Source organism: Sulfitobacter sp. R86518 (assembly GCF_042466275.1).
In the GTDB taxonomy this organism is placed as follows: domain Bacteria; phylum Pseudomonadota; class Alphaproteobacteria; order Rhodobacterales; family Rhodobacteraceae; genus Sulfitobacter; species Sulfitobacter pontiacus.
In genome coordinates this window covers 113,022-127,103 of sequence record NZ_JAXHCA010000006.1, presented here as the reverse complement: position 1 = coordinate 127,103, position 14,082 = coordinate 113,022, and the positions used below count along the sequence as shown (strand labels likewise).

Annotated in this window: 13 protein-coding genes and 1 pseudogene; 6 read left to right on the top strand and 8 right to left on the bottom strand. The window is 61.5% G+C overall.

Features of this window, described 5'->3' with window-relative positions:
* Window positions 1-9: 9 nt before the first annotated feature.
* The gene (locus tag SJY36_RS16655; RefSeq protein WP_386176621.1) at window positions 10-666 is read right to left on the bottom strand and encodes a TetR/AcrR family transcriptional regulator; all 657 of its coding nucleotides are present in this window, start codon (window positions 664-666) and stop codon (window positions 10-12) included.
* A gap of 334 nt (window positions 667-1,000) precedes the next feature.
* Here SJY36_RS16655 and SJY36_RS16650 point away from each other — a divergent pair, with 334 nt between their 5' ends.
* The 3 genes from SJY36_RS16650 to SJY36_RS16640 all read left to right on the top strand — a co-directional run bounded on the left by SJY36_RS16650 (window position 1,001) and on the right by SJY36_RS16640 (window position 4,090).
* The gene (locus SJY36_RS16650; RefSeq protein ID WP_037966997.1) at window positions 1,001-2,152 is read left to right on the top strand and encodes a C4-dicarboxylate TRAP transporter substrate-binding protein; all 1,152 of its coding nucleotides are present in this window, start codon (window positions 1,001-1,003) and stop codon (window positions 2,150-2,152) included.
* Between the two features lie 82 nt (window positions 2,153-2,234).
* Entirely contained in the window at window positions 2,235-2,783 is a 549-nt protein-coding gene (locus SJY36_RS16645) for a TRAP transporter small permease (RefSeq protein ID WP_009824216.1), read from the top strand.
* Entirely contained in the window at window positions 2,780-4,090 is a 1,311-nt protein-coding gene (locus tag SJY36_RS16640) for a TRAP transporter large permease (RefSeq protein WP_386176620.1), read from the top strand. The genes SJY36_RS16645 and SJY36_RS16640 overlap by 4 nt, the downstream gene beginning before the upstream one ends.
* A 40-nt stretch (window positions 4,091-4,130) precedes the next feature.
* On the opposite strand, the gene SJY36_RS16635 is transcribed toward SJY36_RS16640, so the two are convergent.
* From SJY36_RS16635 to nthA, 3 genes are read right to left on the bottom strand one after another with little or no spacing between them, the layout of a single operon-like run.
* The gene (locus SJY36_RS16635; RefSeq protein WP_037966998.1) at window positions 4,131-4,457 is read right to left on the bottom strand and encodes a nitrile hydratase accessory protein; all 327 of its coding nucleotides are present in this window, start codon (window positions 4,455-4,457) and stop codon (window positions 4,131-4,133) included.
* Window positions 4,454-5,116 (bottom strand): nitrile hydratase subunit beta, encoded by a 663-nt coding sequence (nthB, locus tag SJY36_RS16630; RefSeq protein ID WP_386176619.1) that lies wholly within the window; start codon window positions 5,114-5,116, stop codon window positions 4,454-4,456. Before nthB ends, SJY36_RS16635 begins: the two co-directional genes overlap by 4 nt.
* On the bottom strand, window positions 5,113-5,739 hold the full coding sequence (nthA, locus tag SJY36_RS16625; protein ID WP_037967000.1) for a nitrile hydratase subunit alpha: 627 nt from the start codon (window positions 5,737-5,739) through the stop codon (window positions 5,113-5,115). The genes nthB and nthA overlap by 4 nt, the downstream gene beginning before the upstream one ends.
* Window positions 5,740-5,936: 197 nt before the next feature.
* Between nthA and SJY36_RS16620 the strand changes: the two genes are divergently transcribed.
* On the top strand, window positions 5,937-6,998 hold the full coding sequence (locus SJY36_RS16620; RefSeq protein WP_386176618.1) for a histidine kinase dimerization/phospho-acceptor domain-containing protein: 1,062 nt from the start codon (window positions 5,937-5,939) through the stop codon (window positions 6,996-6,998).
* A 9-nt stretch (window positions 6,999-7,007) separates the two neighbouring features.
* On the opposite strand, the gene SJY36_RS16615 is transcribed toward SJY36_RS16620, so the two are convergent.
* The gene (locus SJY36_RS16615; protein WP_386176617.1) at window positions 7,008-7,883 is read right to left on the bottom strand and encodes a LysR substrate-binding domain-containing protein; all 876 of its coding nucleotides are present in this window, start codon (window positions 7,881-7,883) and stop codon (window positions 7,008-7,010) included.
* Window positions 7,883-8,911, bottom strand: coding sequence for a YeiH family protein (locus tag SJY36_RS16610; RefSeq protein ID WP_051577626.1), 1,029 nt, complete (start codon window positions 8,909-8,911; stop codon window positions 7,883-7,885). The genes SJY36_RS16615 and SJY36_RS16610 overlap by 1 nt, the downstream gene beginning before the upstream one ends.
* Window positions 8,912-9,124: 213 nt before the next feature.
* Between SJY36_RS16610 and SJY36_RS16605 the strand changes: the two genes are divergently transcribed.
* A complete protein-coding gene (locus SJY36_RS16605; protein ID WP_037967003.1) occupies window positions 9,125-9,760 on the top strand; it encodes a TetR/AcrR family transcriptional regulator in 636 nt (211 codons plus the stop codon).
* Between the two features lie 10 nt (window positions 9,761-9,770).
* On the opposite strand, the pseudogene SJY36_RS16600 reads toward SJY36_RS16605, so the two are convergent.
* Both SJY36_RS16600 and SJY36_RS16595 read right to left on the bottom strand, forming a co-directional pair.
* A pseudogene (locus tag SJY36_RS16600) lies at window positions 9,771-11,409 on the bottom strand (FAD-binding dehydrogenase).
* Window positions 11,410-11,438: 29 nt separating this feature from the next.
* The gene (locus SJY36_RS16595; protein WP_386176616.1) at window positions 11,439-12,305 is read right to left on the bottom strand and encodes a bile acid:sodium symporter family protein; all 867 of its coding nucleotides are present in this window, start codon (window positions 12,303-12,305) and stop codon (window positions 11,439-11,441) included.
* 201 nt (window positions 12,306-12,506) lie between these two features.
* Here SJY36_RS16595 and SJY36_RS16590 point away from each other — a divergent pair, with 201 nt between their 5' ends.
* Window positions 12,507-14,057: an AMP-binding protein gene (locus tag SJY36_RS16590; RefSeq protein ID WP_386176615.1), complete on the top strand. Its 1,551-nt coding sequence runs from the start codon at window positions 12,507-12,509 to the stop codon at window positions 14,055-14,057.
* Window positions 14,058-14,082 lie beyond the last annotated feature (25 nt).

Here is a 14,082-nt window from a genome sequence, read left to right as displayed (position 1 = left end):
GAAAACGGATTATGCCGTGGTGCCATGCACCACGGCAAGCGCCAAAGCACGGGCCAGCGCGTCGCGCTCCCCCTCGGATTGATCGGGACGGATACGGTACCAATCAACCAGCCCGTTCAATGCACCCATCAACGCACGGCTGGCGATTTCGATGTTCGGCACGTCCAACTCCCCCTGCGCCACACCCGCGCGCAGCACGTCGCGGTAGAGGTTTTCATAGTCGTTGCGCAGGGTAATCAGCTCGCGCAGAACGCCGCGCTCTGCCTCTGTGGTGGAGCCGCGCAAATAGACCTCTACGCCCAAGCGGATACTGCGCTGATAGGGCAGCGTATCCATCATCACACGCGCATGGGCATGGGCCATCAATTCAAGCTTGCTGATGTTGGAAGTATCCAATGATATCAGCGGGGTAATCGCGTCAAAACAATATTGCATCGCCTGTCGGTACACCGCGAAGTAGATCGCGTTCTTGGACCGGAAATGATGGTACACCCGCCCCTTGGTCGCGCCCAGAACATCGGCGATATCGTCCATCGTCGCCTTATCGAGCCCCTTGAGCATAAAGCACTGTGCCGCCGCCTCGATGATCTCGCGGCGGCTGTCGTGCTTGGGCGCGGCCCGCTCGGTGGCATCCGTCAGCGTGTCGTCGTCGATCTGTTCATCCATTCGGTTCAGCCTTTGACAGCGGTGGCGCGGTAAAGAACGGGGGTTTTTGCCCGTGTGGCGTGAATACTGAGCCGAAAAAAACGGTTGTGACAAGCCGTTGCGTCACCGGACCCCCCGTAATTATCCGTTAGCGCACTTACATCACCAACAGCTATTGACACCTGCGCGCCCTGTTACGAGAGTAACATACTACTCGGAATGTTGGGCCGGGAAATCACAGGCTCAACACATCAGACCGTGGGAATGGACGCTGTACCGAGTACCGAAAATCAAGGGAGCAACCACGCGTTTTGCGCGGTGGCGTGACCCGAAATATATGTTTGGGAGGACATACATGACTTATAAATCATCCGTCGCAGTCACCGCATTGGTCGCTGCTGTTGCCATCGCCGGTCAGGCCAGCGCGAAAGAGCGTCTGAACTTTGCCTACGGCTATCCGAATAACTCTGCGATCGGTCTGGCGGTTGACGCCTATGCCGAAGCCGTGGCCGAACGCTCTGACGGTGAAGTCGACGTCACCGGTTTCGCGATGTCGCTGCTGAGCCTGCCTGAAACCTCGCCCGGTGTGCGCGACGGTCTGGCGGATGTCGGCTTTGTGCTGCCGCCCTACTACCCGGCGGAATATTCCACCAACCTCTTCCTGCACGAGATGAACCTGCTGGTGAACCTTGTTGAAGAACCCACAGGTAAAGAGCCGCTGGCCTTCACCGGCGCGATGGTCGAGTACACCTTCACCAAATGCCCCGAGTGTCTGGAAGAATATAGCGCGCAAAATCAGGTCTATACCGGCGGCGGTGTGACCCCGCTGTACAACCTGCTGTGCAAGGACGTCAAAGTCACCTCCGTCGAGGATCTGAACGGTCTGCGTCTGCGTGCCGGTGGTGCGGGTTTCGTGCGTTTCGCCGAAGCTTTCGGGGCTCAAGGCGTGCGTCTGCCCGTTTCCGAAGCCTATGAAGCGTTGGATCAAGGGATCATCGACTGCGCCATGCTGTCCGCGCCCGAGCTCACAAACTACAACCTGCACGAGGTCGTCACCGACATCACGCTGGCGGTACCCGGCGGTGTCTTTGCGGGCGTTTCCTCGGCGAACGTGAATGCGGACCGCTGGAAGGGCATGGACGACGCATCGCGTGAAGCCCTGCTCTGGGGTGGCAGCCAGATGACGGCACACACTACGTGGAACTTCTACACTGACGACAACGCGGCGATCGAACATGCGCGCGGTGCGGGCATCAACATCCACGAGGCCGATCCTGAACTGCTGGAAGCGGTGAAAGAATTCGGGCGTCAGGATCTCAAGACCGTTTCCGCCCTGTTCAAAGACACTTATGACGTTGCGCGGGCCGATGAAATCGCCGCCGATTTCGAGCCCCTGTTGGCCAAGTGGAACGATCTGGTGGTCGACGTGGAAAGCGCTGACGCGTTGAACCAAGTGATCTGGGATCAGGTGATTTCCAAAGTGGACCCAGCGACTTACGCGCAGTAAGCCGCCCATCCGCTGATCACAACGGGGTGCCGCGCCGATGCGCGTGGCCCCCCGACGGCCCCTTTTGCAAACGGATACTCCGATGAAACTTATCGCGTCAGTGATCTCTGCGGTGATCACGTTGACCGCTTCGCTGGCTGGTATCATTGTTCTGATGCTGGTTGCCCATGTCACCATCGACGTGGTCATGCGCTTTGCGTTCGATACGCCGCTGAACTCTACTATTCTTTACGTCTCGGCCTTTTATATGGTCGCGATCGCCTTTCTGCCTCTCGCCGCTGTTGAGCAAAACGACAGCCACATCGCGGTTGAACTGCTGGTCGAAAGGTTTCCCACAAAAGTACAAAGCTTTCTCGCGGGGCTGGCCTTGCTGCTGACCTGCATCGTGACCGCCACCGTCGCGATCCGCACCGGAGACGAGGCTTTGGCGAAATTTATCGGCGGCTCCTATTCGATCGAGGCAGGCGGCAAGGTGACCACATGGCCCACCTATCTGGCGCTCCCCTTGGGCTTTGGCCTGATGTCGATCGTCGCCGCGTGGAAATTCATCTGTCACCTTACCGGCCGCCCCCACGGGTTGAACGCCTTGCAGGTTGAAGACCCCTATCTAGCCGGCGGAGACGCACAATGACCGAGTTACAAATCGCAGGCATCTTTATCGCGATCCTGCTGGCGATGATCCTGATGCGTATCCCGATTGGCATCTCGCTGATCGCCGTGTCCTTTGGCGGGCTTTGGTCCATGTTCAACTGGAACATCGCCTGGGGTAGCCTCGGGATCGTGCCCTATAGCTTTGCCAATTCGTGGGTGCTGAGCTCTATCCCCGCCTTCTTGTTCATGGGGTTCATCTGTTATCACACAAGGCTGACGCAGGGGCTGTTCAACGCTGCGCAGATCTGGCTGTCGAGCCTGCCGGGCGGCCTTGCGATTGCGTCGGTCTTTGGCTGCGCGGGTTTTGCCGCTGTGACCGGATCATCGGTCGCCTGCTCTGCGGCGATGGGTAAGATCGCGGTGCCTGAAATGGTGCGTCACCGGTACAGCCCCGAACTGGCGACGGGCACCGTTGCCGCGGCGGGGACCATTGGTGCCCTGATCCCGCCATCGATCCTGATGATCCTCTACGGCATCATCTCGCGCCAGTCGGTCAGCGCGCTGTTCTTGGGTGGTCTGGTGGTCGGGGTGATCACGTTGGTCGCCTATATCGTGCTGATCCTCGTGCGGGTGAAGATAAATCCTGATCTCGCGCCTCCGGTCCAGATCAGCGCGACGCGCGCGGAAAAGATCAAGGCATTGGGTCAGACATGGCCGGTGCTGCTGATCGTGATCGGTGTGTTCGCGGGCCTGTTTGGCGGGGCGTTCACCCCGACCGAAGCGGGTGCCATCGGGGCCATGCTGTCGACCATTGTCGCCCTGCTGTACCGCACGCTGACGTTCAAGGCGCTGCGCATGGCGATCACCGAAACGCTGACCACCACCGCCGCTTTGCTGATCATCGCCGTGGGTGCCAGTCTACTGACACGCTTTCTGGCGCTGTCGGGGATCGGGGACGCGCTGTCCGATGCGATCCTGGGCTTTGGTGCCGCGCCACTGTTGATCATGATCGGCATCGTTTGCGTCTATCTAGCGCTTGGCATGATGCTGGAGCCCGTCGGTGCGATGCTGCTGACCTTGCCTATCGTTCTGCCCATCGTCGAAGAGACGGGCTATAGCCTGCTGTGGTTCGGTGTGGTGCTGGTCAAGCTGCTCGAGATCGGGATGATCACGCCGCCCATGGGGATGAATGTCTTTGTGATCAAAGGTGTGGTCGGCAATACCGCGTCGCTGTCCACGATCTTCAAGGGCGTGTTCTGGTTCGTCATCGTTGATCTGCTGATCGTCGCGGCGTTGATCGCCGTGCCCGATATCGTGATGTTCCTGCCCGATTGGGTCGGTCGCTAAGACATAGTCTCCGGCGCGGAGTTTCCTGCGCCGGAGCCCTTCACAACGTGATAGCTTGCCCGTGAGGCGTCCGCGCCGCCGCTTCGTGCCACGCCTCTTTCGTAGCCGCCAGCTCGCCCGCCGTTGTCAGCTGCTTCTGCGCCACAATCTTTTCCAACGCGGTCAGCCAGTGCTGGTAGTAGTCACGCTCTGTCCCTGAATGCACCTCTGCGGTCAGCGCTTGCGCCCATTCGGCCCATGTGAAGGCCCCCGATTGATGCAGGGACACCGCCATCGCAAAGGCCTGCGCCTGCCACGGTGCGTCAAACACCGGTTCATCATCCGACAACGCAATATCGGGCAAAAGCGAAAGATCGGGCAGGGTCATGATACGGTCCTCAGATAGGGTTCCCACAGATCAAGGGTCACGCTGTCATCCGCGCGCGCCTGATCGCCCCAAAGCGTGCGCGCCGAAAAGGCCACTTGATACAGCCATTGCGGATCCTCGCCCTGCCCTTGCGCATTGCTATCGGGAAAGACCTGAAACCCGTGCACCTTGGTGATCGTACCGATCTTGTCGCGGGCATAGCGTGCCATGCGGGTGTGGGTTGTGGGGTGGTTGTTGATCGTTCTGATCTGATCTCCGACGGCAAACGCCGGGGTCCCTGTCGCGGGTCGGTCCGCCGGACCACCCGCCGCCAACATGGCGTCGACATCTTCGGCAGCAAGCTTGCGTTTGATCGGCGCGGCGGGGGTCAGCGGCATTGATTGCGCGATCTCTGCCTCGGTGAGCATCCCCTTTTCCACCATCAACCGCTTGGCCGCTTTCAGCCAGATCGCGTAATAGGGCGTGCGGGTATAATCGCCCGGATGCATATCTTCGCGCGCGTATCGCGCAGCGTCGATATTCCACTGCCCGCAGGCCCCAAGCGCCACCACGATACCAAGCGCGCGGGCCTCCCAGGGGGCGTGAAACAGCGGTTCGTCCTCTTCTTGCACCACAGGGCCAAAGCCCATCATCCCGCCAAGGTCCGCGCCGCCGTTCATGATGCCACCTGCGGCGCGCGCGCCAGCCCTGTCCCGATCATCGCATTGCGGGTCACCAGATCGGCCAACTGTTCCATCCCATAGCCTTCGGTTCCCGCAGGGCGCTGCGGGATCACGAGATAGCGGATCTCGGCGGTTGAATCATGCACCTCGACCCGCGTTGCCGGATCAAGGTTCACGCCAAACTCCGCCAGCACCCCACGCGGATCAATCACCGCCCGCGACCGGAAGGGAGGTGATTTATACCATGTCGGCGGCAGCCCCAGCACCGACCACGGGTAGCAAGAGCACAGCGTGCAGACGACCAGATGATGCACCTCGTCCGAGTTGAACACCGCTTCGATATGCTCGCCCTGACGGGAATGATAACCAAGCGAATGGATCGCCGCAGAGGAATCGCGCCGCAGCCAAGCCTCGAATTCGGGCTCGACCCATGATTTCGCCACCACATGCGCGCCGTTACGCGGGCCGATCTTTGTCTCGTAGGTCTGGATGATCCGGTCCACCGCCGCGCTGTCGATGTAGCCCTTGGCGCTCAGCAGGCTTTCCAGCGCCCTCACCCGCGCCTCGGTCTCAGTCAGATGTGAATGATCACCATCGTGATCATGCCCGTGGGATGTCATCGGTCCGCCCCCTTCGCCCTGCGTATTGATGCAACGATAGGAGGGAACGCCGCGATTGGAAACCACCATATGTGTGGACGGCCCACCGTGACTTCCGTGACGTCAACATACCTTACTTATCCCCCCGTCCTGACACGAAGCGACCGCAGGAATGCCCAATTTGTTAACCAAGTTGACCCAAAGCCAAGGAGCCCCGCATGAGAACCTATCCGATCCCCTTTAACGAAGAAGCCCGCCTGCGCGCCGTTTTTGACATTCCGGGACTGACCGCGCAAAACGAAGCGCTGTTTGACACGATATGCGAGGCGGCGCGCACCCTGCTCGACTGCCCGATTGCGCATATCAGCGTGGTCGAAGAGGACAGCCAATGGTATAAATCCGTTGTGGGCATGCATCTGGACCCGATGCCCAAGGACACCGGTTTTTGCGCGCACACCATTATGTCGGACGCGCCGATGATCGTGCCCGACCTCAGCAAGGACGCCCGCTTTGAACGGCACCCGATGGTCGCCAAGGGCGGGCCGGAGGCGCGCTATTACGCGGGTGTGCCGCTTATCCTGTCCTCCGGTCACCGCTTTGGCAGCTTGTGCGCACTAGACCTGAAGCCCCATGAATACCCTTCGGAAAAGCAGATTGCCCTGCTCACCGATCTGGGTCGTATCGTCGTTGCCGCACTAGAGCGGAGCCAACCCGAAGCCCCCGAAGTGCAGCAGGATAAAACCGCGCAATCGACCTTCCTGACCTTGGTCGGGCACGAGCTGCGCACGCCGCTGACCGTGCTTTTCGGCAGTCTCAAGCTGTTGGAGGCGACAGCAAGCACCGGCACCAACCCCACGCTGATCCATTCGGCCCGTCGGTCGGTGGATCACCTGACGAAACTGATTGAAACGATCCTGTCTTATAGTAACGCCAGCACCGGCGAGCTGCGGTTGAACGAACAAAACTGCGATCTTGGCGCGATCCTGAGCGCGGTTGCAGGGTTGCAGTTCCCCACCACGGATGCGGCGGCCAAAACGGTCACGCTTCGTGATACTGTGATGCTGGATACGCTGCATGTGGACGCCGAACAGATCGAGCTTGCCGTCACAGCCTTGGTGTTGAATGCCGTGATGCACGGCGGCGATTTCGAAGTTCACGCAGAGGTGGATCACAGCCGCGCCGTCATCCGTTTGCCCGCGTGGCGATGTAAGACCGCGATGATCCAGGCCGCCAAAATGGCACCTGCCACTGTCCCCGATGCGCGGCAGAAGCTTATCTAGGAGGCGCGCTTAAGCGCTTGTCTCGGCGTGGTGGATGAACCGGGCCTCAAGCGCGCTTGACTGGCGTTCGGCATGGGTCAGGATGTGAAACCGTCGTTGCGGGGTGTCGATGGGCACGTCGACCATCCGCCCCGCCTCGATCGACCGGCGGACCACCAGATCGGACAGCAGTGCGGCACCGATGCCCGCTTCGACCGCGCTACACACCGCCTCGTTTGACGGAAGCTCTAGCGTGCTTTCCAGATCCTCCAGCCCCAAACCCTGCCGCCCGAGCCACTGCAGAAAACTGTCGCGTGTGCCCGACCCTGCTTCACGCAGGATCCAAGGGGTCTGGCGCAAACGTTCTGGCGAAAGATCGCCCCCCTCGGCACCGCTTGGGAACACCAACCGCAGCGTGTCCCCCGCCACCGCCTTAGCGCGGAGTGTGGTGAGGTGGCAGTCCCCCTCGATAATGGCGATGTCAGCCTGCAATGCCTCGACCGCGCGGGCAGCGTCGTCGCTGTTGCCGATCCGCACCGTCAGCGCGATCTCGGGGTGCGCCCCGCGGAACAGCGCGATCACCGCAGGCAGCCAGTAGTTCGCGACCGTCTGGCTTGCCGCCAGCCGCAGCCTGCCGCGTTTCACCCCCGCCAGATCATCCAGCCGCTGTGTGGCGATGGCGGCGCGGGCCAGAACGGCGCGGGCTTCGCCCAGAAAATCGCGCCCCGCATCGGTCAGCACGATCCGCCGCCCGATACGATCGAAAAGGCGCAGGTTATGACGCTCTTCCAGCGCGGCGATGGCAGCGCTGGTCGCACTTTGGGTCTGGTTCAATGCTTCGGCGGCGCGGGTCATATGTTCACGCTCTGCCACGGCAACGAAAATGCGCAACTGGTCCAGTGTCATCAGGCAGCCCCCGTCAGGATGATCAGCGCAAGGCTGACCCCCATGATAAAAACCCATGCCGCCGCCCCCAGCAAGGCCGGATGCCCCCCCGCCGCGGCAAGTTTGCGCAGATCGGTCTCCAGCCCCATCGCCGCAAGCGCCATCGCCAGCAAGAATTGCGTCACGTCAGTCGCGGGGTCCAGCACCGCCTGCGGCACCCAGCCGGTCGAGGCCACGCCGACCATCGCAATGAAGCCGAAAACAAACCACGGGATCGGGGCCTTGCCGCCACCGCCTTGCCCCTGACGCCGCTGCGCGGCAAACGCCCCCAGACACAGGATCATCGGGGCAAGCATCATCACCCGCGTGAGCTTGGCAATCGTGCCGAACTGGCCGGCCTCCTCTCCGCGCTGAAAGGCGGCGGCGACGACCTGGGCGACCTCGTGGATCGACGCACCGGTCCACAGGCCAAAGCCACGCGGGCCAAGGGTCAGCCAGCTTTCGGCCAAGGGCAGCAGGATCATGGAGAGCGAGCCGAAAATCGTCACGCAGGCCACCGCATAGGCGACGTCTTCGTCGCGGCCACGGGTGACGGTATTGGTTGCGATCACGGCAGAGGCCCCGCAGATCGACGTGCCCGCCGCGATCAACTGCGTCAGCTTGGCATCCACCCCCAGCACGCGGCCCAGCCATGTGGTGAACCCGAAGGTCAGTACCAGCGACAGCGCGATCACCGCGACCCCCACCCAGCCGACAGCCGCAACCTGCCCCAGTGTCAGCTGCAACCCCATCAGGATAATCCCCGCCCGCAACACCGGTCGCATGCTGATCGCAAGCCCTGCCTTCGCCACCTCGGGTGTGCCAAGGGTGTTGCGCAGCGCCATCCCCAGAAGGATCGCGAGGATCAACGGGCTCAGCATCCCCACCCCCGGCAGATACCGCAGCGCAAAGGCCAGCGCGGCGATCATGGCGGCAAGCGCCAGACCCGGCCAGATCGATGGCGTGGTTTTATCGGCGTGAACAAGGTCAGAGAGGGTCGTATCAGTCATAGCGTGCCTAAGTGTCGTCGTTACCTGTGCACTATCGGCCATTCCGATACATCAATCCAACGGATTATAATTATCCAACTGATCGCAAAATGTGATTGATTGGTCAGTCCGTGGCAGTCGCTTGATGCAGCGTCTCTCTTTACGCTTGGGGTTCTGCGCCCCTATCGTTAAGGGACTGCCGAAACCCGCATCGCTGCGCAGAAAGGGAAACCCATGGTCCCGATCATCTTTGGCCCCCTGCGGACCCGTGAAACGCCGCGCCAGTCGCGTGCGGTGACCCGCGTGCATGTCATCCTGAACGCCACGGCCGCGCTATTGGCCGAGAACCGGTTGCAAGACCTGACCACCACCGCCATCGCGACCCGTGCCGAGGTGCCTGTCAGCTCTATCTATCGGTATTTTCCCACGCTGGATGACGTGCTGCTTGAGCTCTATTCGCAGACCGCCAACGAATTACGCGCCAAGCTTTTCGCCAGCCTTGACGATGTTCACGCCCATACGACATGGCGGGACCGGTTGCGTGCCGTGCTGGAAGTGCAGCGCAGCTATCTGGCGCGGCATCCCTACTACCGCCCGCTCCTGCTGCATTTCGCGACGAAACGCGGGCCGCTCGCGATCGAGGATGACGACCACGACGATCTGGTCCGCTTTCTATGCAACAGATGGGAGCGCGGCGCCGACGGGTTTCAGGGCGGCGATCCGGTGGTGGTGGCCAAGACCACGATCCAGATCTCCCTCGCGATGGAAGATCTGGTCGCGGCGCAGGCGGATCGGCGCAGCTCTCGCCCCTATTCGCAAGAGCTGACCAAAGTGCTTGAACATTATCTGGCGCAATACCTGTCGGATTAGCGCCCGCGGGTCAGGCGATGGTATCCGCCCGCCCCGCTTGCCGCCCCGAAAAGATGCAGCCGCCCAGAAACGTCCCCTCAAGCGCGTTATACCCGTGATACCCACCGCCGCCAAACCCTGCGACCTCGCCCGCCGCGAAGAGCCCCGGGATCGGCGTGCCAGAAGGCATCCAGCATCTGACTGTCCAGATTTGTATGTAGCCCACCCAGAGTTTTGCGGGTGATGATGTTCAGCTTGACCCCGATCAACGGCCCGTTTTCAGGGTCGAGGATCTTGTGCAGTTTCGCCGTGCGTTGCAGCTTGTCGCCGCGATAATTCCGCGCCGCATGGATCGCCATGATCTGCGCGTCTTTGGTAAAGTTGTTGTCGACCTGCCTGTCGCGAGCCCTGATCTCGGCCTCGATCTTATCAAGCGACAACAGATCATTCCCCTCCATCCCGTTCATCTTGGCGATGAGCTCGGGCAGCGTTTGGGCGACGACAAAATTCTCGCCATGCTCCTTAAAGGCTTCGACGGCGGGGGTCGCGGCCTTGTTCAGGATACGCTGCTGCAAGACTTTGACCCAGCTTTTGTCGGCGAAATCGGGGTTCTGCTCTGACCCTGACAGGGCAAATTCCTTTTTCACGATCTTCTGCGTCGTGATGAACCACGAGTAATCAAAACCCGTATCAAGGATCATCTTCAAAGACCCCAGACTGTCGAACCCCGGCAGCGACGGCGCGGGAAAGCGGTTGCCCTTTGCGTCAAACCACATCGACGACGGTCCGGGCAGGATACGGATACCGTGGTTGGGCCAGATCGGGTCCCAGTTCTTCACGCCCTCGGTATAGTGCCACATGCGGTCATTGTTGATCAGCTGGCCGCCCGCCGCCTCGCTAATGGCGATCATGCGGCCGTCGACGTGGGCGGGTACGCCGGCGATCATCTCTTTCGGGGCGGGGCCAAGGCGCGCCGTCGGCCATGACTTGCGCACCAGCTCGAAATCTCCGCCGATCCCGCCAGAGGTGACAACGACAGAGGGCGCGCGCAGTTCGAAATCGCCCGCGATATCACGGTTGGTCTTTTGGCCGCGCGATGCCCCGTCCGCCGCCAGCACCTCGCCCGAGACACCGACCGCGGCACCGTTTTCCATGATGATATGCGAACAGCGATGGCGGAATTTCAGCGTGATGCGACCGGCCTGTTCGTGTTCCCGCACGCGGCGTTCGAATGGTTCCATCGTTCCGGGCCCAACACCCCAGGTCAGGTGGAAGCGCGGCACCGAATTGCCGTGACCCGACCCAAAGCTGCCGCCGCGTTCGGCCCATCCCACGACGGGAAACCACCGCATCCCCATATCGTATAGCCAGCTGCGCATCGGGCCTGCGGCGAAATCGACATAGGCCTCGGCCCATTTGCGCGGCCACGCGTCGTCGGGCCGGTCGAACTGCGCCGATCCCATCCAGTCTTGCAGCGCAAGTTCGCGGCTGTCCTTGATGCCCATCCGGCGCTGTTCGGGGCTGTCGATCAGCATCAGCCCGCCAAGCGACCAGAAGGCCTGCCCGCCCAGAAAGGCTTCGGGTTCCTGATCGATGATGGTGACCTGTTTACCACGATCAGCCAGTTCGGCTGCGGCGACCAGTCCGGCCAGACCGCCGCCCACGATAATTACGTCAGAAGGTGTTCATGCAAAGCTCCTTACGCTGTGCCGATGCGGCGGTATTTCAAAACGACGGGCAGGATGATCAGATACATCAGGATACCGTAAACAGCCGACGGCAGCGCATAGGCGGTGAACCCACCCTCGCCGCCGACAATGATCGCAGCGACGGCGATCCCCAGGGTACTGTTCTGCACCCCCGTCTCGACCGAGATGGTCTTGGCCTCGGTCACCGACTGGCCAAGCAGCCGCGGCACGGCAAAGCCGATGGTGGTCAGCGCGGCCAGCAAGACCAGCAGCGCGGGCCCGATCACCACGATATTTTCCACAAACAGCGCCCAATTCGCCGCCAGCGCCGCCAGCACGATCACCGCAAACAGGATCGTCGCCACCGCGCTCAGCTTCGGCTCGGCCCGGGTCATCGCGGCAGGGGCCACCGCCCGCGCCCCCAAGCCAAGCGTGACAGGCACCACCGTCAGGGCAAACATGGTGACAGCGGTTTTGGTGATATCGATCTCGGGCGCGGCATCGCCCATGAAATATCCCATCGACAGGCCCAAAATCAGCGGCACGGTCACCACACTGGCAAGGCTGATCACCGCCGTCAGCGACACCGACAGCGCCACATCCCCTTTCGCCAGCTTCGAGATCACATTGCTGGTCACCCCACCGGGGCAGGCCGCCAGGATCATGAACCCCACGGCCATTTCCGCGCGGATGCCAAAGGCCAGCACACAGATAAAGGTCACGAGCGGCAGCAGGATGCTTTGGTTCAGCGCCCCGATGAAAAACGCGAGCGGCCGCTGCCCGACGCGGGCGAAATCCGCAGGTGTCAGCCCGACACCCAAGGTAAACATGATAAACGCCAAGCCAAGCGGCAAGACGACCGAAATCAGTACATCCACGATTATCCCTCCCAAGACATCTGTGAAAAACAGAATATATTTCCGGTATAGCCGTCAAGTGCCGATTCACCTAAGAGAAATCCGCTCTGCCGTAACGTCGCGCGATGGCCCCCGATGGACCCTTCCCCAAAGTAAGGTTACCTTAGCGTAAGGGAACGAAACAACTTGCCCGCCCGAAGGTGGCGGGCAGGCATTGGCACGATGGGAGTACATCTAATGTCGGATACGGTGATTGCGGATTTTGATCGCAAGCTTGCACGAGAAGCGTTTGAACAGCGCGCGGCACAGGGCGCTGCAGCGCTCACGCGTCTGGGGGCGGGGGCGGATGTGCCTGTGGCGCTGATCATGCGCAACGATCTGACCCAGCTCGAGGTCATGCGCGCGGCGGCGATGGCGGGCACGGTCATCGTGGCGCAGAACTGGCACGCTGCGGCAGAAGAGGCCGGCGCCATTTGCGACGACAGCGGCGCACAGTTCGTGATCATCCACCGTGATCTGATCGACGCGCTGCGTCCCGCTCTCGAAGGGCGCACGGTCATCGCGGTCACCCCTGATACCGCGCTGCGTCAAGCCTATGGCATTGATGACGCCGCCGCAAAGACCGACCCCGAGACACCGGAATGGTCCGCGCTGGTAGAGGCTGCCGACCCTATCAACCCGCGCGAGATGATGCGCCCGCTGATGCGCTATACCTCGGGCTCGACCGGCAAGCCCAAGGGCGTGCGGCGTTTGGGGGGCGGGCCCAAGCGCGACTTTGAAGAGGTGCTTTCACGTGTAGGCACCGAGATGTTGCAGCTCAAACCCGGCTCGCGGTTCTTTACGGCCGCGCCGATTTATCACTCGGCACCGTCAACGCTGACCTCTGCCGCGCTGGTCACCCCGGGCGTATCGACCTTTGTCGCGCCCAAGTTCGACCCCGAAAGCTTCCTTGCCACGATCGAGGCTCAGCGCATTACCCATATCTATCTGGTCCCCACCATGATGAGCCGGATGCTGAAGCTCCCCCAAGAGGTGAAGGCGAAATATGACCTGTCCTCGGTGGAATTCTGCGTCTCAACGGGGTCACCGTGGCCACATGACTTGAAAGTTGCGATGATCGACTGGTGGGGGCCTGTGTTCTGGGAAAGCTACGGCGCGACAGAGATCGGGTTCATGACGATGGTATCCTCGGCAGATGCTTTGGCACGGCCTGGCACCGCAGGGCGGATGCAGATGGGCGGCACGTTGATGATCCTTGACCCCGATGGGAACGAGCTGCCCGCCGGTCAGGTGGGCGAGATCTATGCCCGCATGGATGCCTTCGGCGGGTTCGACTATTCCAACGATCCCGAAAGCCGCGCCTCGGCTGAAAAGCACGGGCATTTCTCTGTCGGGGATCTGGGATCGGTGGATGACGACGGGTTCCTGTTCATCACGGATCGCAAGAAAGACATGATCATCTCGGGCGGGGCCAATATCTTTCCCGCCGAGATCGAAGCGGTGCTGATGCGCGCGCCTTTCATCCGCGATGTCGCCGTCTTTGGCGCGCCTGACCCCGAATTTGGCGAACAGATCGTCGCGGCGGTTGAACTGGCCGATGGGCACAGCGCCGACAAACAGAAGGTGCTGGATTTCCTTGACGGCAAACTGGCCCGATTCAAAGCGCCTCGGATCGTCGATTTCCACGAGGCCCTGCCCCGCGAAGACAGCGGCAAGATCTTCAAACCCCGCCTGCGCGCGCCCTACTGGGACGGGGCGGGCCGGTCGATCTGACCCTGACCTGACGCCCTTACACCAA